The organism is Streptomyces sp. NPDC020996, assembly GCF_040641355.1.
Lineage (GTDB): Bacteria > Actinomycetota > Actinomycetes > Streptomycetales > Streptomycetaceae > Streptomyces.
In genome coordinates, this window is the sequence record NZ_JBFADM010000065.1 from 17,489 (window position 1) to 34,449 (window position 16,961).

Annotated in this window: 22 protein-coding genes and 1 pseudogene; 14 read left to right on the forward strand and 9 right to left on the reverse strand. The window is 73.2% G+C overall.

Annotated features, from left to right (window positions below; translation table 11 throughout):
• Nucleotides 1–28: 28 nt before the first annotated feature.
• The 4 genes from AB0G63_RS32225 (at nt 29) to AB0G63_RS32240 (ending at nt 2,076) form a co-directional block, all read left to right on the forward strand.
• Nucleotides 29–154, forward strand: a complete 126-nt coding sequence (locus tag AB0G63_RS32225) for a hypothetical protein (protein WP_360757642.1) — start codon at nt 29–31, stop codon at nt 152–154.
• The gene (locus AB0G63_RS32230; protein WP_360757556.1) at nt 151–876 is read left to right on the forward strand and encodes an SDR family NAD(P)-dependent oxidoreductase; all 726 of its coding nucleotides are present in this window, start codon (nt 151–153) and stop codon (nt 874–876) included. Before AB0G63_RS32225 ends, AB0G63_RS32230 begins: the two co-directional genes overlap by 4 nt.
• Nucleotides 877–966: 90 nt before the next feature.
• Nucleotides 967–1,341: a nuclear transport factor 2 family protein gene (locus AB0G63_RS32235; protein WP_360757558.1), complete on the forward strand. Its 375-nt coding sequence runs from the start codon at nt 967–969 to the stop codon at nt 1,339–1,341.
• 225 nt (nt 1,342–1,566) lie between these two features.
• Nucleotides 1,567–2,076, forward strand: coding sequence for a MarR family transcriptional regulator (locus tag AB0G63_RS32240; protein WP_360757560.1), 510 nt, complete (start codon nt 1,567–1,569; stop codon nt 2,074–2,076).
• 77 nt (nt 2,077–2,153) lie between these two features.
• On the opposite strand, the gene AB0G63_RS32245 is transcribed toward AB0G63_RS32240, so the two are convergent.
• Together AB0G63_RS32245 and AB0G63_RS32250 are read right to left on the reverse strand one after the other, a co-directional pair.
• A complete protein-coding gene (locus AB0G63_RS32245; RefSeq protein ID WP_360757563.1) occupies nt 2,154–2,765 on the reverse strand; it encodes a flavodoxin family protein in 612 nt (203 codons plus the stop codon).
• Between the two features lie 231 nt (nt 2,766–2,996).
• The gene (locus tag AB0G63_RS32250; protein WP_360757634.1) at nt 2,997–3,620 is read right to left on the reverse strand and encodes a TetR/AcrR family transcriptional regulator; all 624 of its coding nucleotides are present in this window, start codon (nt 3,618–3,620) and stop codon (nt 2,997–2,999) included.
• Nucleotides 3,621–3,675: 55 nt separating this feature from the next.
• Here AB0G63_RS32250 and AB0G63_RS32255 point away from each other — a divergent pair, with 55 nt between their 5' ends.
• Together AB0G63_RS32255 and AB0G63_RS32260 are read left to right on the forward strand one after the other, a co-directional pair.
• The gene (locus AB0G63_RS32255) at nt 3,676–4,140 is read left to right on the forward strand and encodes an SRPBCC family protein (RefSeq protein WP_360757566.1); all 465 of its coding nucleotides are present in this window, start codon (nt 3,676–3,678) and stop codon (nt 4,138–4,140) included.
• 212 nt (nt 4,141–4,352) lie between these two features.
• Nucleotides 4,353–5,177, forward strand: coding sequence for a class II aldolase/adducin family protein (locus AB0G63_RS32260; RefSeq protein ID WP_360757569.1), 825 nt, complete (start codon nt 4,353–4,355; stop codon nt 5,175–5,177).
• Between the two features lie 37 nt (nt 5,178–5,214).
• Here the strand turns inward: AB0G63_RS32260 and AB0G63_RS32265 are convergent, their stop codons facing one another.
• On the reverse strand, nt 5,215–6,120 hold the full coding sequence (locus AB0G63_RS32265; RefSeq protein WP_360757571.1) for an NAD-dependent protein deacetylase: 906 nt from the start codon (nt 6,118–6,120) through the stop codon (nt 5,215–5,217).
• Nucleotides 6,121–6,228: 108 nt separating this feature from the next.
• Here AB0G63_RS32265 and AB0G63_RS32270 point away from each other — a divergent pair, with 108 nt between their 5' ends.
• A complete protein-coding gene (locus tag AB0G63_RS32270) occupies nt 6,229–6,546 on the forward strand; it encodes a hypothetical protein (RefSeq protein ID WP_360757574.1) in 318 nt (105 codons plus the stop codon).
• 30 nt (nt 6,547–6,576) lie between these two features.
• On the opposite strand, the gene AB0G63_RS32275 is transcribed toward AB0G63_RS32270, so the two are convergent.
• Nucleotides 6,577–7,020: a MarR family transcriptional regulator gene (locus AB0G63_RS32275; protein ID WP_360757576.1), complete on the reverse strand. Its 444-nt coding sequence runs from the start codon at nt 7,018–7,020 to the stop codon at nt 6,577–6,579.
• Nucleotides 7,017–7,511 (reverse strand): MarR family transcriptional regulator, encoded by a 495-nt coding sequence (locus tag AB0G63_RS32280; RefSeq protein WP_360757579.1) that lies wholly within the window; start codon nt 7,509–7,511, stop codon nt 7,017–7,019. The genes AB0G63_RS32275 and AB0G63_RS32280 overlap by 4 nt, the downstream gene beginning before the upstream one ends.
• Before the next feature lie 79 nt (nt 7,512–7,590).
• On the opposite strand from AB0G63_RS32280, the gene AB0G63_RS32285 reads away from it, so the two are divergent.
• A complete protein-coding gene (locus AB0G63_RS32285) occupies nt 7,591–9,348 on the forward strand; it encodes a serine/threonine-protein kinase (RefSeq protein WP_360757582.1) in 1,758 nt (585 codons plus the stop codon).
• Between the two features lie 149 nt (nt 9,349–9,497).
• Nucleotides 9,498–9,724: pseudogene (locus AB0G63_RS32290) on the forward strand (phosphatase); the annotation flags it as partial.
• 50 nt (nt 9,725–9,774) lie between these two features.
• Here the strand turns inward: AB0G63_RS32290 and AB0G63_RS32295 are convergent.
• Nucleotides 9,775–10,329: a DUF3291 domain-containing protein gene (locus AB0G63_RS32295; protein WP_360757584.1), complete on the reverse strand. Its 555-nt coding sequence runs from the start codon at nt 10,327–10,329 to the stop codon at nt 9,775–9,777.
• Between the two features lie 32 nt (nt 10,330–10,361).
• Nucleotides 10,362–11,051 carry a helix-turn-helix domain-containing protein gene (locus AB0G63_RS32300; RefSeq protein ID WP_360757586.1) on the reverse strand — a complete coding sequence of 230 codons (690 nt, stop codon included), beginning with the start codon at nt 11,049–11,051 and terminating at the stop codon, nt 10,362–10,364.
• 77 nt (nt 11,052–11,128) lie between these two features.
• Between AB0G63_RS32300 and AB0G63_RS32305 the strand changes: the two genes are divergently transcribed.
• The gene (locus tag AB0G63_RS32305) at nt 11,129–11,254 is read left to right on the forward strand and encodes a hypothetical protein (protein WP_360757589.1); all 126 of its coding nucleotides are present in this window, start codon (nt 11,129–11,131) and stop codon (nt 11,252–11,254) included.
• 24 nt (nt 11,255–11,278) lie between these two features.
• Here the strand turns inward: AB0G63_RS32305 and AB0G63_RS32310 are convergent, their stop codons facing one another.
• The gene (locus AB0G63_RS32310) at nt 11,279–12,445 is read right to left on the reverse strand and encodes a helix-turn-helix domain-containing protein (RefSeq protein ID WP_360757592.1); all 1,167 of its coding nucleotides are present in this window, start codon (nt 12,443–12,445) and stop codon (nt 11,279–11,281) included.
• Nucleotides 12,446–12,600: 155 nt separating this feature from the next.
• Between AB0G63_RS32310 and AB0G63_RS32315 the strand changes: the two genes are divergently transcribed.
• From AB0G63_RS32315 to AB0G63_RS32325, 3 genes are all read left to right on the forward strand, one after another.
• Complete coding sequence (locus tag AB0G63_RS32315) at nt 12,601–14,094, forward strand: long-chain fatty acid--CoA ligase (RefSeq protein ID WP_360757595.1); 1,494 nt, start codon at nt 12,601–12,603, stop codon at nt 14,092–14,094.
• Between the two features lie 163 nt (nt 14,095–14,257).
• The gene (locus AB0G63_RS32320; protein ID WP_360757597.1) at nt 14,258–14,665 is read left to right on the forward strand and encodes a YciI family protein; all 408 of its coding nucleotides are present in this window, start codon (nt 14,258–14,260) and stop codon (nt 14,663–14,665) included.
• 5 nt (nt 14,666–14,670) lie between these two features.
• Nucleotides 14,671–15,816 (forward strand): DUF6596 domain-containing protein, encoded by a 1,146-nt coding sequence (locus AB0G63_RS32325; protein ID WP_360757636.1) that lies wholly within the window; start codon nt 14,671–14,673, stop codon nt 15,814–15,816.
• Between the two features lie 368 nt (nt 15,817–16,184).
• On the opposite strand, the gene AB0G63_RS32330 is transcribed toward AB0G63_RS32325, so the two are convergent.
• Nucleotides 16,185–16,418: a hypothetical protein gene (locus tag AB0G63_RS32330; protein ID WP_360757600.1), complete on the reverse strand. Its 234-nt coding sequence runs from the start codon at nt 16,416–16,418 to the stop codon at nt 16,185–16,187.
• A gap of 40 nt (nt 16,419–16,458) precedes the next feature.
• Between AB0G63_RS32330 and AB0G63_RS32335 the strand changes: the two genes are divergently transcribed.
• Nucleotides 16,459–16,956, forward strand: a complete 498-nt coding sequence (locus AB0G63_RS32335; RefSeq protein WP_360757639.1) for a response regulator transcription factor — start codon at nt 16,459–16,461, stop codon at nt 16,954–16,956.
• Nucleotides 16,957–16,961: the final 5 nt, after the last annotated feature.

The window sequence follows — 16,961 nt, forward strand, 5'->3', positions numbered from 1 at the left end:
TCGACGGCATCCTGCTGCGGCCGAGATCATGTACTACGGCGGGGACATCGCCGAACTGCTGCTGGCCGCCGCGCTGGTGGCCACCTGGCGGCCCGAGCACCGCGCCACGGCGGCCATGCCGGCCCCGGGTTTGCGGAGGGTGGTGCGCTCATGAGCGGGATCCTGGTGACCGGCTCCGCGGACGGCCTGGGACGTGCCGCGGCGGACACGCTGTTGTCCGCGGGTCATGACGTCGTGGTGCACGCCCGGAACCAGGAGCGCGCGGCCAGCCTCGACGGGCTGGTCGGCCGGGGGGCGCGCATCGTCGTGGGCGACTTCACGGAGCGCGCCGCCGTACGGCGGGTCGCGGCCGAACTGAACGACGCCGGGCCGCTGGACGCGGTGATCCACAATGCCGGTGTGTGGAGCGGCCCGGCGGTCGTGCCGGTCAACATCGTCGCGCCGTACCTGCTCACGGCCCTGCTGCGCGGGCCGCGCCGGCTGGTGTATCTGAGCAGCGGCTCCCATTTCAGCGGGCGTGCCTCACTCGCCGGCGTCGACTGGCTCGGCCGGAGCGCGGGCTCGTACGCCGACAGCAAGCTGTTCGTCACGACGCTCGCGGCCGCGGTGGCCCGGCTACGTCCTGATGTGCTGAGCAACGCCGTGGATCCCGGGTGGGTGCCGACGAGGATGGGCGGGCCGAGCGCCCCGGACGATCTGGAGCTGGGCCACCGGACGCAGGAGTGGCTCGTGTCGAGCGACGACCCCGCTGCCCTGACCAGCGGCGGGTACTGGTACCACCAGCACCGGCAGCGGCCGCACCGCGCCGTCCACGACGAGGCGTTCCAGGACCTCCTCCTGCGGACCCTGGCCGAGGAGACGGGCACCACGCTGTGACCGCCGCGCAGGGCCCGGAGGCCCAGGGCCTTCCTGCGGGGCGGGGGCGCGGAGGACCTGGTTCCGCGGCGGGGCTGGTATGACTGGCGCATGCAGGCAGAAACCGCTCAGTCAGCGATCGACACCTTCATCTCGGCGTTCAACGCCTCCCAGGACGCCTACGTCACGTCTCTGCTCTCCCAGGCACTGACCTCTGACGTGGTCTTCTGGGGGCCACTGGGGCGAAGGGAGGGAATCGAGGCAGTCGAGCGGTTCGTGCTGGACATCCGCCGCCACCCGGCCGGAGTGGGCACGATGGTCCGCTGCTCCGGGGTGGACATGCCCGACGAGTGGGCTCGGTACCAGTGGGTCTTCACCACACCGGACGGGGGCCCGCGGCTGGCGGGAACCGATGTCGTTCACCTGCGGCGCAGCCTCATCGATCAGATCATCGTCTTCGCGGGAGACATCCGCCCGTCCCCGTGACGACAGGGCACAACGCCTTCCGGGCATCCCCGAGCTGAGCAGGCCGGGGGTGCCCGCAGCGCCCGCCCGCCCGTCCGCCCGTCCGCCCGTCCGCGGCCATTATGTAAAGCTATTCAGGAAGCTAAAATGCGAACGTGGGGGTGTGCGGCAGGCGTGACTGACGGTGCCCGAGCGTTTTCGACGCCGGTATCTTTGTGTTGAGCAAAACCGCGAAGGGTGGTGCCAGTGGAGCCCGACCACGTTGACGAGATCATCTCGGCCTGGCGCGTCGAGATGCCGGAGGTCGCCGGCCTCCCCCTCGAACTCGCCAAGCGCACCGCCCTGTTGATGTCGGCCTTCGACCTGACCGCCGCCGCCGAGCTGGACAAGCTGCACCTCACCCAGGCCGAGTACGGCGTGCTGGCGACGCTGCGCCGGGTCGGTGCCCCGTACCGGCTCAAACCGACCGATCTGACGCAGGCGCTGCTGCTGTCCTCCGGAGGCACCAGCAACGTGGTCAAGCGGCTGGTCACCGCCGGGTACGTCAGCCGGCAGGCCGACGCCGAGGACGGGCGCAGCAGTTGGGTCGAACTCACCCCGCTCGGCGTCAAGACAGCCGAAGAGGCGGTGCGGGCCACCACCGCGGCCCACGCCCGCCTCGTCTCCCGGATGCCCGACTCCACCGCCCGGGCTCTGAGCGAACTCCTGCGCGTCACCCTCGCCGCCGTCGAAGAGGGCGTCCTCATCCACCGGTGAGCCCGGCGTCGGTCGCGTACCGCTGCCGCGCTTTCCGGCAGGCACGGCAGACCGGACTCGCTCCGGCGCACCGCCGGTCAGGCGGAGGCGCCCTCGAGGTCGACGGCCCGGCGTCCGGCCAGGAAGACGTGCGTGTTCTCCGCGATGCGACGGCCCAATGCCTCGGCGGTACGCAGGTCACTGGGGCCCGGCGTGACGTCGGGTCCCTCGTCGTTGTTGGCCTGGGACATGGCGCCCAGCCAGCTGCCGAGCCGGTTGATGTCCTCCGGGCTGCCGGCCGAGGTGTTCCAGCCGCCGTACTCGGCCAGACCGACCCAGATCATCCCGTGCTGCGCGGCGAACAGAGCGATGTCGAAGAGCGTGTTGAGCTTGTCGCCTGACATGTTGCCGCTGTTGGTGAAACCGCCGGCGATCTTGTTCTTCCAGCCGAGATTGTCCCCCCAGACCTTGCTGGTTGCCTCGATGAAGGCACGGAAGACGGCACTGCTGCCGCCCATGTAGGTGGGCGTCCCGAAAATGATCGCGTCGGCCTCCTGGAGCGACTCCCACAGCCCCTCGGTCAACTCCGCGAGCGAGACGAGCGTGACCTCCGTGTCCGGGACCTTCTCCGCCCCCGCCGCGACGGCAGCCGCCTGCTTCGCCGTGTGCCCATAACCGCTGTGGTACGCCACGGCCACCTTGACCCGCATGAGATCTCCCCTCGAGCAACACACGCCGGGAGCGATGCATTGCTCATCCATAAAGCAATCAGAAAAGCTTTTACGACAGATACCATAGTCGGGCGCCGAGCCGGAAGGCAAGCAGCGGCAGGGCAGCGTGCAGCGGTCTGCCGAGTGGACCCCGCCGGAAGGACAGGACGGTGTCCCGCCGAGTGAGGCAGCGGCGATCACCGCAGCGAGCGGCGCGCTACGGCCGGCCCGTCACTCCGCGCCGTAGTACAGCCGGAGGAACTCCTCCATCGCCGCGTCGACGCCGGCGCGATCGCCGGTGGCGAGCAGGTCGAGGAGCAGTCCGCGGACGGTGGCGAGGCCCAGCCTCGCCCGGTTCCGGGCCGTGACAGGGTCCGCGCCGGCGGCGACCTCGGCGGCGGCGAGCGGTTCCAGCCAGTCCACCACAAGCCCGCCCAGGATCGGGGCGGCCTCGGGGCGGCCCCGCAGCGCACGCCCGAAGATCTCGAAGAAGAGCCGCTCCTGATTGGCCAGTCGAGGGTCCGTCAGCTGCCGCCAGAGGAGTCGCGCGGCGTCGACGGGCGGGAGGTCGGGCTGCGAGCCGAGCCGGGACAGCAGTTCGCGCTGGCGCCGCTCCGACGTCCGGACGATCTCGACGAGAAGCTGTTCCTTGGTGCCGAAGTAGTGGATCAGCATGCGATGGCTGACGCCGATCGCGGCGCCGAGACGGCGCAGGCTCAGGTCGGCCATGCCGTGCGCCGCGACGTGGGCGACGGCCGCGTCCACGATCCGGGCCCGCCGATCCCCATCCATGGCGGCAGCGGCAGCGTCGGCTTCGGCGTCGGGGGTTTCGCCGTCGGGCCGCGGGCCTGCCATGTTCGCCACGTCGCGAGCGTACCAAGTGGTACACGGGCTGTGTACCGTGTGGTACATGAAGCCTGTCACCGTGTCGATCGACGTTCCGCAGACGCCCGAGCAGGTCTACGACTTCCTCGATGTCATGGCTCACCACGAGCGGTTCACGAACCACTACCTGTCCGACTGGCGCTACGGCGGGCCCGAGCGCGGCATCGGATCGTGCGCCACGGTCACCGTCGCCCTGGGAGGCGTGAAGACCGACATCGCCATCGAGGTCGTCGAGACCGACGCACCACGGCGCATCGTCGAACGGAACGTCAGCGCGGCCGGCCGGCGGCTGGCCAACGGCACCTACACCATCGAGCCGCTTGAGACCGGGGGCAGCCGCGTCTCGTTCACGTACGCCTGGGTCCTCGCCCCTCTCGGCGACCGCATGCTGGCGCCCGTCGTCCGGGCCACGATGCGCCGCGCCAACCGCACGGTCATGCGGCGCCTGGCTGCCGAACTGGCCCGCCACGCGTCCACCGCCGGCTCCTGACCACCCACTCCTGTTCCGGCATCAGCTCCCCGCCGCCACCAGCCACCAGCACGAGTTCGCGGCGTTCCGCGCGGGCGGGGCCGTTCGGCCCTGGTTCGGCGTGCGACCGCGCACCTATCGTGATCCTGGAAATGAAACGTTTCACACGCCAGGTTCCCGCGTCGCCGTCTTCACCTATGCCTCCGCCCACGCCTCCGAAGGAGCACCGCACCATGCCGATGACGAAGCCCCTCCCGGACCTCGACGACCTGCTCGCCGACATGGGCGCGGGCGGCAGCCGGATCAGCGACATCGACGCCAGTGAGGCCGCCGCCGGCAACATCTCGGTGTGCGTCGGCTGGGAATTGGACGTGTCCGGGCGCTTCCCCGACACCAGGGACATCGAACTGCCCCTGCCCGCACCGGCATTGGCCGGCCGAACGCTGCTGGTGACCGGTTCCGGGCGCCGACTGCGGCAGCTCGCCCAGGATCCGTCGGCCGGCATCGGCGCGGTGCGCGTCCACCAGGACGGACGGTCGGCCACCCTGCACACCTCACCGCGCCACCGGTTCGCCAGCCTCACCAGCGAGTTCAACTCCCACCTGGCCATCCACCAGGACCAGATGGCGCGCCGCGACATCCCCTTCCAGGCCCTGGTGCACGCCCAGCCCCCGCACCTGACCTACCTCAGCCACATCCCCGCCTACCGCACCACGCCCGCCCTCAACTCCCGCATCCTGCGCTGGGAGCCGGAGGCGATCGTCAGCCTGCCGGAAGGGGTCGTGGTGCTCGACTTCATGGTTCCCGGATCGGCCCAGCTCCAGGCGGCGACCGTGGAGGGGCTGCGCGAGGCTCAGGTGGTGCTGTGGAGCAAACACGGCGTCATGGCCCGCTCGGACCTGTCGGTCGCGCACGCCGTCGACCGCATCGAATACGCCGAGACGGGCGCCCGCTACGAGTACCTGGACCTGGTCGCCGGACGCCGGGCCGAAGGCCTGACGAGGGACGAGGTCAAGCGCGTGGCCACCACCTTCGACGTGAACTCGCCCTGGGTGTGAGCCCGACGGCCGACGGCGGACGGCGTCCCGGTGCGGCTCAGGCCCGCGGCGCCGTCTCGCCGTCGACGGGGATGCCCAGCCGACCCGCCACGGCGGTGAGGGCCGCCCCCAGCGGAAGTGCGACGCGGGTGACGGCGTGCCGGTCGCCCCGGGTCACGTCCCGGTTGACGATCAGCACCGGTTTGCCCGCCTCGGCCGCCTGACGGACGAACCGCAGTCCCGACATCACCGTCAGCGAGGACCCCAGTACCAGCAGGGAGGCCGCCTCGCGGACCAGCGCGCGGCAGTGCTCGACCCGCCCCGGCGGAACGGCCTCGCCGAAGAACACCACGTCCGGCTTGAGGACGCCGCCGCAGACCGCGCAGGGCACCACCCGGAAGTCCCCGACCTGTTCGTCGGTGAGGTCGGCGTCGCCGTCCGGATTGATCCCGGCCGCCACCGGCTGGAACCCCGGATTGACCTCCTCCAGCCGCCGGGCGAGTTCGGCGCGGGAGCTGCGGGCGCCGCAGGAGAGGCAGACGACGCGGTCCAGGCTTCCGTGCAGTTCCACGACGTCCTCGCTGCCCGCGGCCTGGTGCAGCCCGTCGACGTTCTGGGTGATCAGGCCCGAGAGCAGGCCGTGCCGGCCGAACGCGGCCGTCGCCCGGTGCCCCGCGTTGGGGCGGGCACGGCCGAAGGTGCGCCGGCCGAGATGGCTGCGCGCCCAGTACCGGCGCCGGGCCCGGGCACTGCCGGTGAACTCCTGGTAGGTCATCGGGGTGTGCCGGCTCAGGCTCCCGCCCTCGCCCCGGTAGTCGGGGATGCCCGACTCCGTGGAGATGCCCGCCCCGCTGAGTACCAGGACACCGCCGGCGCCGAGCGCGTCGGCGACCGGCCCCAGGTCCGTGGTGCCCGGCGGCAGGTCCTCGGCAGGGGTCCAGCTCAGAGTGGGACGCATCCGCATGCCGTCAGGGTACGGAACACCGCGGCCGATGCCGCGCCGGCAGCCCTGTCCCCCAGGCGCGGGCCGCCCCCGTACCGAACCGGCGTGCCACAGGGGATGATCACCGGCATGAGCGGACCGCACCACGACGAGCGCCTCGCCCCACTGTGGGAGGAGCACCTGCGCGCGCCGTTCCCCGCGGGCTCCCGCGGTGTGGATTTCGACGGGATCGACCTGATCCTCCTCGACGCGGACGTCGCCGGCCTCGTCCAGCGGGAACTCGAGGATGGGCTCGACGGCGCCGGCGTCGCGGTCCTCTGGACATGCATCACGCGCCTCGGCACGGTCCTTCCCCCGATCGGCCAGGACTACCACACGGCCTGCTACGCGAGACTGCGGCTGATGGCCGGAGACGTCGCGGCGCGCTCCACGCCCAGCGCGATCTGACCTGGCGGGCGGCGGTCCTCCTGGTGGGGGTCAGGCGGTCAGGGCCTTGAGTTCCGCGTCGGCGCGCTCGGTGACCAGGGCGAGGACGCGGCCGGCGGCGGCCAGGTCGTCGGCGGGTATGCCGCCCCAGATGCGGGCGGTGACGGGGGCGGTCTCCGCGGCGACGGCGGCGAGCAGTTCGCGCCCCGCGTCCGTCGGGCGGAGGTGCGCGCCGTCCTCGACGAGCAGGTCCCTGGCCAGCAGTTCGCCGACGGTGGCGCGGATGTCGGCGGGGTCGGCCTTGAGGGAGGCCCGGACCTGGGTGACGAGGTCGTCCGGCGTCCGCGGGGCGTCGGCGGTGACGGCGGCACGCAGGGTGACCTGCTGCTGGAAGGTGATGCCGTGCCGGGCCAGGACGTGCTCCAGGACGCCGCGGGCGGCGTAGTGGGCCAGGCCGAGGGCGCGGGCGTCGGCGACGGGTGCGGTGGTGGTCATGGTGTTGTCCCCTGGGTTCTCTCGTCGTTCGGTGCGGATGGTGCGAGAGGCACGTCGAGCAGGGTCGTCAGTTCGTCGGTGAACGCGCGGGTGCGCGGGGCGTCGAGGCCGCCGAGCGGCTCCAGCAACTGCTGGAGCAGTCCCTGGACCGCCGCGATGGCCTGCCGCGTGACGGCCCGGCCCCGCTCGGTGAGGGCGAGCTGCACGGCGCGCGGGTCGCGGGGATCGCGGGTGCGCTCGATCAGCCCCGCCGCCTCCAGGGCACGCGCCAGCTTCGAGACGTACAGCGCCTCCAGGCCGGTGTGGTCGGCCAGCCGGCGCTGGCTGGGCCGTTCGCCCGTGTGCCGCATGCCGTACAGCGAGGCGACCACCGAGTACTGCGCGTGGGTGAGGCCCAGCGGAGCCACCGCGCGATCGACCGCGACGCGCCACTTGTTGGCGAGCCGCCACACCAGGAAACCGGGCGTGGGACCCGGCGAACCCTTGCTCATGCCATTTAGAGTACATGGCTACTATAGCCATGGCTACTATGTTCTGACTATGTCGGTCACGACAACTAAGCTCCCGCGCATGAGTGAGGCAGACAGAGGCACCGAACGGCGGGTCGTCGACGGGCGCTTCGAGCTGGAGGCCCGCCTCGGTGGCGGCGGGATGGGGACGGTCTGGCGGGCCAGGGACCTGGTGCTGCACCGGCAGGTGGCGATCAAGGAGGTCCGCCCGCCCGACCAGGACCTCGCCGAGTACGACCCCGAGGCCGCGCGGATGCTGCGCGAGCGGGTCCTGCGCGAGGCACGGGCGCTGGCCAGGATCGACCATCCGAACGTCGTGACGATCCACCACATCGTCGACGGCGGCGACGGGACCTATCCGTGGATCGTGATGGAACTCGTCACCGGCGGCTCACTGGCCGACCGGCTGGCCCGGGGACCGATGCCGCCCGAGGAGGCGGCCCGGATCGGCCGGGGCGTGCTGGCCGCGCTGACCGCCGCGCACGACGCCGGCATCCAGCACCGGGACGTCAAGCCCGCCAACGTCCTGCTGCGCCCCGACGGCCGCCCCGTGCTCACCGACTTCGGCATCGCGGCGATCCGTGAGAACACCTCCCTCACCGCGACCGGGTCCATCATCGGCACCCCGGACTTCATGGCGCCGGAACGCATCACGGGGCAGGAGGGCGGAGCCGCGTCCGACCTGTGGTCGCTGGCCATGATGCTGTACACGGCCGTGGAGGGACACCACCCGCTGCGCCGCGGCACCACCATCGCCACGCTCGCCGCGGTCCTCCATGAGGACGTGCCGCCGCCGGTGCGGGCGGGCTCACTGCAGGACGTGCTGACGAGCGTGCTCGTGCGGGATCCGTCGGCACGGCCGGACGCCGCCACACTGGACCGGATGCTGGTCGCGGCGGAAACGGGAGCCCCCCGGCCGGCTGTCCCCGGAGGAGCACCGCCGCTCGGCCAGCCCACCTCCTACGCCCTGCACCCGCCGTCCGGCCAGCTCGGCGCCGGGCACCCCACCGCGCCCGCGCACCCGTCGGCCTCCGCGGGCTTCGGTCCGCCGCCGGCCCCGTTCGGGCCCGCGGCCACGGCCCCGCCGCAGAAGGTGACCGCGCCCATACGCACGGACGGCCGACGCGGCTCCGGCCGGGCCGTCCTGCTGAGCGTGCTGGGCGCCTCCCTCGCGGGCACCGTGGCACTGGTCTGGTGGCTGGTCCCGCTCGGCGGCGACTCCGGCGACTCCGGCGACGCGAAGGCCGGCGCCTCCGCCACCGCCACGGCATCGGGCGGGACCGCGTCGGGCGGGACCGCCTTGGACACGACCGCCTCGCCCACCACCACCGCACCCGCCGCCGACGGGGCACCGGACAACCAGAGCGACGGCCTGCTCACCCCCGACGGCATCCGGAGCGCCGTCAAGGCGTTCAAGAAGGCGACCGGCCGGACCATGTTCGGCGACTTCACCGTCTACCCCGACTTCGCCAACGCCCGGATGATGGTCAAGGGCAGCAAGACCCGCTACGACTCCTACACCTACCGTCCCGGCCAGGGCGTGACGAAGGACATCATCTCCGGCACCCTGACCGGCGGAACTCAGCCCGTCAGTCTCGACGACTTCAACTGGGACAGGGTCCCGGCGCTCTTCGCGCAGGCGGAGAAGAAGCTGAACGTCGAGGATCCGCAGTCGCGTTACCTGCTCGTGAGGCAGCCCGACACCACGTTCGGCGACCCGGCCGGCATGGCCGTCTACCTGTCGGGCACCTACGGCTCCGGCTACATCGAGGCCGACACCGACGGCAAGGTGAGGCGGGTGGTGCCCGCGGAGGGCTGACCGCCGCAACCGTACGTCAGGCAGGCCGGCTTCGCCGGGGACCGGGAACGCCGGAATCGGCCGGTTCCCGGGCCCTCGCCGCCGATCCCTGCCTGACGTGATCAACTCGTACGCGGACCTCGACGACACCGAGGTGGCGGTGGCCGCGGCGCGGCGGTGCGGCGGCGGTGGCCGATCCGTTCAGCGGCGAGGTCTTCCTCACCGACGTGAGACCGCCCGGGTACGGCGCGACGGTGTCGATGCCCTGCCCGCACCCACGCCCGCGGCCCGGCTCGTGGACGTGAACCTGGATCCCCCGTTCCCCGGCGCCCCCGGCTTCCGGGCTGTGGACCTGCTCCGGCACCCCGGGTTCACGGAACGGCTCCGGCCCCGGGTGAAGGCCCGGCCCGCGCCCTGACGGCCCCCTCCGTCATACGGCCCCCTCCGTCATACGGCCGCCGCGTCCCCGGCCCGCGCCGGCGGGGCGCTGTCGGCCGTCCGCTCGGGCCGCCTCGACGGCACGGGTTCGAGGTGCTGGGCGGCCTCGGCGGCGGTGTACGAGGAGGCGAAGGTGAACGCGCGCGGGGACGGCCCGTGCGCCCGCAGGTGGGCCAGCCGTTCCAGGGCCTCGCCGACGGTCGGGAGGCGGCCGGCGGGGACCCACCACAGCGCCAGGTGCGCCTCGGCGTGCCGCTCGAACCACTCGCGGCGCCGCCGCATCACCTCCAGGTGCCCGCTGCGGTAGGTGAAGTCCCACAGGGCCTCCGGGGACTCCCACACCGTCAGGTTGACGATGACGTTCTCCCCCGCCGGGCGCAGGCCGGTGGCGTCGGCCGCCCCTTCCTCCACGAGCCGCCACACGAAGCCGGGCGCGCCCTCGGCGGCGGCGTTGACCGGGTCGAGCATCTCGACGAACGGCGCCGTGCGCGGGTCGTCGAGGGGGTGGCGGAGCGTGGCGACGTTGAGCTGGGCGAGGTGGGCGGCGGGCACGGGTGTGGTCATGGCCTCATCCCAGCACGGCCCCCATTTCTATGTCAATCAACTTTGTTTTTAGAATCCTCGACCACCACGCAGCACTCCCCCGGCCGGGCGTCCATCCGGGCGCGCACGGGACCGTCCGTGCCGAGCAGCCCCTCCAGCAGGGCGAGATTCATGCCGCACACGAGCGGCGGGAAGCGTTCGGCGACGGCGTGGAAGGGGCAGTTGCGCATCCGGACCACGCGCCGGGCCTCCCCGGCCTCCCCGCCCGCATCCCCGGCGCCCGCCAGGTACGGTTCGTAGCCCCGGGCGGCCAGCATCTCCGCGGCCTCGTCGAGCCCGCCGCAGGGCGCCGCCGCGCCGCGCAGGGCCTCGCCCCGGCGGCGCGCGGCCGCGCACAGTCCGGCGTCCAGCCCGGCCTCCTCGGCGGCCTCGGCGAGGAGTTCCGCGGCCGTGCGGTAGTCGCGGGCGGGCAGCGACACCGCCCGTTCGCCCCGCGCCCGCGTGTACACCTTCGCGGGACGCCCCGCCCCGGGCCCCGAACGGCCGGTCAGGCGGCGGCTGCCGCTCTCCAGCAGCCCCGCCTCCGTCAGCCGGTCCAGGTGGTGCGCGGCCAGCGTGCGCGCCACCCCGGCCGCCTCCGCGGCCTCGTTGCGGCCGACCTCACGCCCCTGCGCCACCACGTACTCGTACAGACGGCGCCGTACCGGATCCTGCAGCGCCGCGATCGCTTCGATGTCCTCCACCCGGCCATTCTAGGAACAACCCAGGTTGGAGATAGAAGGGTCACGCCACGCCGACGCGGTCACCGAGCGGTCCCTACGTGATCACCGGCCTGGAGCAGATCGACGACGGGGCCGTACTCAGGATCTCGCCCGGACGGGAAGGCTCGAACGCCCACAAGAACTGGGTCCGCGACCACAGCGAGGGTGACGACGTGCTGTCGTAGCGAGCGGGACCGGCGGCGGGCCGGTCACTCCGGCAGCAGGCGCAGTGCGTGCAGGGCGGTGCCCAGGTCGGCGAGGGCGGCCGGGTCGGACAGCGACCGTCCCGTCAGTTCCTCGACGCGGCGGAGCCGGTAGCGCACGGTGTTGGGGTGGACGTAGAGCCCCTTCGCCGCCTCGGCCGCGGCGCCGCCCGCGGCGAACCACTGCCCCAGGGTCTCCAGCAGCCGCGCGCGCTCCGCGGCGGGCAGGGCCAGCACCGGGCCCAGGACGACCTCCACCAGACGTTTCGCCTCCGCCGGGGCCGCCGTGACCAGCATCGCGAGGGGACGGTCGTCGAAGCGGGCCACGCCCGGACCGTCGCCCGGCACACGGTTCAGGGCGAGCCGGGCGAAGCGCAGTGCCTGCGGTGTGTCGCGCAGCGAGTCGAAGAGGGGGCTGACGCCCACGCGGGCGCGGTGCCGGCGCAGCAGGCGCAGGCCCACGGTCTCGGCGCCGGGGTGCGTCAGTGAGACCACGCCGATCTGGACGTCGGGCAGCAGGCGCCAGGCGGAGGGCACACGGGCCTCGCGCAACGCGCCCTCGATCCCGGGCAGCGGCTCCTGGCCGGGATCCGGCACGGCCGCGGCCACCACCGCGTACGGTCCGCGCTCGCTCAGGCCGAGCTGCCCGGCGGCTTCCCACGGCGTGGTGCGCTCCGCCAGGGCGCCGGTGAACAGTGCCTCGACCAGTGCCGAACGGCGCGCCTCGCGGCGCAGCGCCAGTTCCGCGCTGGTCTCCCGGTAGGAGGCGGCCACGGCCTCGGCGTAGCGTCCGGACAGCGCCCAGATGTCCGACGAGCCCGCGACCAGCTGCGCGTCCGTGACCTCGGGGTGCCGCCGGGCCTCGTCGATCATCCGTGACCAGAGGTACTCGAAGCCGACCCGGAAGGCGTGCAGGGTGTCCGCCAGGGGGACGCCCTGCTCGGCGCGCAGGCGGCCGGTCTCCCAGGCGGAGCGCACGTCGGGGTCCGTGCGGCAGGCGAGATGGCCGAGCACCATGTCGGCGTTGGCCGTGCAGGAATCGTGCAGCGAGGCGAACGGGATCAGCGTCTCGTCGGTGTAGGACTCGACCTCGGAACGGATGCGCCGCGCCATGTTCCCGCCCATTTCCGGCAGCCGGTCACGCAACGCCGCGGCCACGTCCGAGAGTCCCATACCCGCAGCGTACGGCCTGTTCATTGTCCCCAGGAACAATCCGGTGGGGTGGGAGCTGTCCGCGCCGCCATGGACCCGTCCGGTCCCGGGCGTGAACATTCCGGCAGCGGTGACGGCGGGACCCGTCAGCCGCGAGCGGGATGCGAGGAGGCATCATGGCCAATCTGGCGGAATTCCTGGTGGAGACGGCGCGTCGGCAGCCCGAGCGGCCGGCGCTGCGGCTGGGGACGGCGACCACCGACTACGCCGAACTGGACCGGCTGAGCGCGCAGGCCGCGGCGCTGCTGCGCACCGAGGGCCTGCGGGTGGGCGACCGGGTCGCCCTCATGCTGCCGAACGTGCCGGAGTTCGTGGTGCTCTACTACGGCATCCTGCGCGCCGGGGGCATCGTGGTGCCGATGAACCCGCTGCTCAAGGCCCGGGAGACCGAGTACCACCTGCGGGACTCGGGCGCCGTGCTGCTGTTCGAGTGGCACGCGGCTCCGGGCGAGGGAGCGCAGGGCGCGGCCGCCGCCGGGGTGCGGCACATCGCCGTGGAGCCCGCCGCCTTCGCCGCCGAGCTGGCGCCGCTGGAGCCGCTCCACGAGGTGGCCGCGGTGGCCGGCGACGACATCGCCGTCCTGCTGTACACCTCCGGCACCACCGGCCGCCCCAAGGGCGCCGCGCTCACCCACGCGGGGCTGCGCCACAACACGGAGGTCAACGTCACCGACGTGCAGCACCTCACGCCCGAGGACGTCATCGTGGGCTGTCTGCCGTTGTTCCACATCTTCGGCCAGACCTGCACGATGAACACCGCCGTCTTCGGCGGCGCCTCGCTCACGCTCATCCCGCGCTTCGATCCGGCGACCGTGTTCGAGGCCATCGTCCGCGACGGGGCGACGGTGTTCGAGGGCGTGCCCACGATGTACGCGGCCCTGCTCCAGCACCCGGCCGGCGCCGAGGCCGACGTCTCCACCCTGCGGATGTGCGTCTCGGGCGGCGCGTCGCTGCCGGTGGAGCTGCTGCACGCCTTCGAGCGCCGCTTCGGCTGCGCCATCCTCGAGGGCTTCGGCATGTCCGAGACCAGCCCGGTCGTCTCCTTCAACCATCTCGACCGCCCCCGCAAGCCGGGGTCCATCGGCACTCCCATCCGCGACGTCGAGGTCCGGCTGGTCGACGACGCCGGCCAGGACGTCGCCCCCGGCACGGTCGGCGAACTGGCCGTCCGCGGGCCGAACGTGATGAAGGAGTACTGGAACCGCCCGGAGGAGACCGCGGCCGCGGTGCCCGACGGCTGGCTGCGCACCGGCGATCTGGCGCGTCAGGACGAGGACGGCTACCTCTACATCGTCGACCGCAAGAAGGACCTCATCATCCGCGGCGGCTACAACGTCTACCCGCGGGAGATCGAGGAGGTGCTGCACGAGCACCCGGCGGTCGCCCTCGCCGCCGTCGTGGGCGTCCCCGACGACAGGCTCGGCGAGGAGGTGGCGGCGGCGGTCGTCCTGCGCGCGGGTGCCGAGGAGACGGCCGCGGGGCTGCAGGAGTTCGTGCGCGAGCGGGTGGCCGCGTACAAGTACCCGCGTCAGGTGTGGCTGATGGACGCGCTGCCGATGGGCCCGAGCGGCAAGATCCTCAAGCGGGAGATCACCGCCCGGCTCTCCTGAGGGCCCTGCTCGCGGGGCGCCGGCTCCCGGAAATCCGGGAGCGAAGAGGTGCGCCGGACATCCGGGAGAAAAATATCGCGGAGGGATGTCGAGATCGCGGGTGCGGCCGCGTCCCCTGGGTGAAGACGGCCACAATGGGCCGTAGCGCACCGAGGAGAACACCATGGCCAAGTACCTGTTGCTCAAGCACTACCGGGGCGCGCCGGCGGCGGTCAACGACGTGCCGATGGACCAGTGGACGCCGGAGGAGGTCTCGGCGCACATCCAGTACATGCAGGACTTCGCGGCCCGCCTCGAAGGCACCGGGGAGTTCGTCGACGGGCAGGCGCTCTCCCCGGAGGGCACGTTCGTCCGCTACGACGGCGAGGGGCGGCCGCCGGTCACCGACGGCCCGTTCGCGGAGACCAAGGACCTGATCGCCGGCTGGATGGTGATCGACGTCGACAGCTACGAGCGGGCGCTGGAGCTGGCCGGCGAGCTGTCCGCGGCTCCCGGCGCGGGCGGGAAGCCGATCCACGAGTGGCTCGAGGTGCGCCCGTTCCTGACCGCGCCCGAGACCATCACGGAGTGACCCCGGTGGACGAGGCCCTGCTGCGGACCCTCGCCCCTGCCGTGACCGGCGTCCTCGTCCGCCGCGGAGCCGACTTCGCGGCGGCCGAGGACGCCGTGCAGGAGGCGCTGATCGAAGCGGTGCGCGTGTGGCCGGACGATCCGCCGCGGGACCACATGGGCTGGCTGGTCGCCGTGGCCTGGCGGAAGTTCCTGGACTCCGTCCGTGCCGACACCTCCCGGCGGCGGCGCGAGGCACTCGTCGAGGGCGAGCCCGCGCCCGGGCCGGGCGCGGCGCGGGACGACACGCTCCAGCTGTACTTCCTGTGCGCGCACCCCTCCCTGACGCCGGCCTCGGCGGTCGCGCTGACGCTGCGCGCGGTGGGCGGTCTGACCACACGGCAGATCGCCCGGGCCTACCTCGTGCCGGAGGCGACCATGGCCCAGCGCATCAGCAGGGCCAAGCGGACCGTCGCGGGCGTCCGCTTCGATCAGCCCGGTGACGTGGCGACGGTGCTGCGGGTGCTCTACCTGGTCTTCAACGAGGGCTACTCCGGCGACGTCGACCTCGCCGCGGAGGCGATCCGGCTCACCCGCCGGCTCGCGGCCATGACCCGACATGAGGAGGTGGCGGGCCTGCTCGCGCTCATGCTGCTGCACCACGCGCGGCGCCGGGCGCGGACCGGCCCGGACGGCAGGCTCGTCCCTCTCGCCGAGCAGGACCGCGGCCTGTGGGACACCCGTCTGATCGCCGAGGGCGTCGGCGTGCTGCAGGCCGCCCTCGCCCGCGACCGGCTGGGCGAGTTCCAGGCCCAGGCCGCCGTCGCCGCCCTGCACGCGGACGCCCGGACGGCCGAGGAGACCGACTGGGTGCAGATCGTCGAGTGGTACGACGAACTGGTGCGGCTCACCGACAGCCCGGTGGCCCGCCTCAACCGGGCCGTCGCGGTCGGCGAGGCCGACGGCCCGCGGGCCGGTCTGGCCGCCCTCGCGGTCCTCGACCCCGCCCTGCCCCGCCACACCGCCGTCGCGGCGTACCTGCACGAGCGCGACGGTGACCTGGTGACCGCGGCGCGGCTTTACGCGGAAGCCGCCCGGGCGGCGCCCAACCTCCCCGAGCGTGACCATCTCACCCGGCAGGCCGCACGGCTCAACGCCCAGCTCCGCCGCTGACCGCCCGTCCGTGGAGGGCGGGCGCCCGGCCGGCTTCACTCCCGTTCACTCCCGGGGCCCGCCGCGCCCTTGGAAGTCCCGCCGTACGGCCGCGCCCTGGTCCTCGACCAGCCCGGCGTCGTCGGGGAAGTCCAGTACGGCGCCGCAGTGTTCGCACAGCTCCCCGGCTCCGGCCGGCGTGCCGCAGGCCTTGCGGAAGCGGCCGGCCCTCGTGCCTTCGCTCTTCGCCGTCGAAGTGGCGCAGCTTCTTCGCCGCGGTCGCCGTGCTGGCTTGTCCGGCGGTGCTGACGCTGCCCGGACGGGCTGCGGCGGAGCGGGTGAAGGCCGCCGAGCCCGCCGTCACCCGTCCCGTATGACCACACGTTCTCCTACTGCTCCCGGGGAGAAGGCGAGGTGGCCTCCGGAAAGCCCAGCCCGTCCAGCAGGGCGTCGAACAGGTCCTCCACGAACGTCTCGTCCGAGCGCAGGATCTCCTCGATCCGGGGCTGCCCCGCCCCGGTCGGGACGCCGGCCCCGACAGCCCGGGCGAGGGCCCCCGCGGCGTCGCCCGGGACCTCGGCGTCGAGCTCCGCCCGCTTCCCCGACGGGGTGCCGGCCGCCATCGACGAGTACCGGCCCGACGTCGCCGTCCTCGACGTCCGCATGCCGCCCAGCCACACCGACGAGGGCATCCGCGCCGCCGTCGAGGCCCGGCGCCGCAGGCCCGGCCTCGCGGTGCTGGTGCTGTCCGCGTACGTCGAGCAGACCTTCGCCACCGAGCTGCTCACCGGCGGGGTGAGCGGCCTGGGCTACCTGCTGAAGGAGCGGGTCGGCCGGGTGGAGGAGTTCCTCGACGCGCTGCACCGGGTGGCGTCCGGCGGCACGGCCATCGACCCGGATGTGGTCGCCCAGCTGTTCACCCGCTCCCGTCAGGACCACCGGCTGGAACGGCTCAGCCCCCGCGAACGGGAGGTCCTCGCGCTGATGGCGGAGGGCCTGGGCAACAGCGCCATCGCGCGGCGGCTCGTCGTCACCGACGGGGCGGTGCACAAGCACATCCGCTCCATCTTCGCCAAGCTCGACCTGTCGCCGGCCGGCCAGGTGGACCGGCGGGTGGCCGCGGTGCTGCGCTACCTGGACGGCGCCCGCCGCCTGCCCTGAACGGC